At 58.5% G+C, this 566-nt stretch carries 1 protein-coding gene; it reads right to left on the bottom strand.

All coding sequences use genetic code 11. The features are described from left to right. Positions 1-566: APH(3'') family aminoglycoside O-phosphotransferase (locus tag R7Q09_RS27355; protein ID WP_318144108.1), on the bottom strand; the 566-nt coding region annotated here is incomplete at both ends.

Raw genomic sequence — 566 nt, 5'->3', positions numbered from 1 at the left:
GCGCGCTCTGCTTCATCTGGCGCTGCCCAGTTCTCTTCGGCGTTAGCAATCATGAGTGCCAAATCGGCATAGCGATCTGCTGTTCCGAGCCGCCCAAGGTCGATCAGACCCGTGCATTGAAGAGTTTTAGGGTCCACCATGAAGTTCGGCATGCAGGGATCACCATGGCAAACAACCATATCGGTGCGCTCTTGGTCGAGCCGCACCGGTAGCTCTCGTTCGACACGAGCCAAAAGATCGAGCTGCGGCGTACTCTTGTCCTCGTCCGGTAAGAAGTCGGGATTGACGGCATTGCGGGACACCACATCAACGGCGCGTCCGAACATTCGCGACAGCCTGCGCTCAAACGGACATTGATCAACCGATAGGCTGTGAACAGCGCCAAGTTGCTGCCCCATTGACGGCCACGCTTTGAGCAAATCCGCTCCAGACAGATCAGCCGCCGGTACTCCCGGAATTGCCGTTATCACCAAGCATGCACCCTCCTGTTCCTCCTGCCCGTTGATCACCTCGGGGCAAGCCACCCCTCGACCTCTGAGCCCAATGAGGCGTTCACGCTCTCCAGC

This window comes from Vibrio sp. 2130-1 (assembly GCF_033339515.1).
This window is presented reverse-complemented; position numbering and strand designations above follow the sequence as displayed.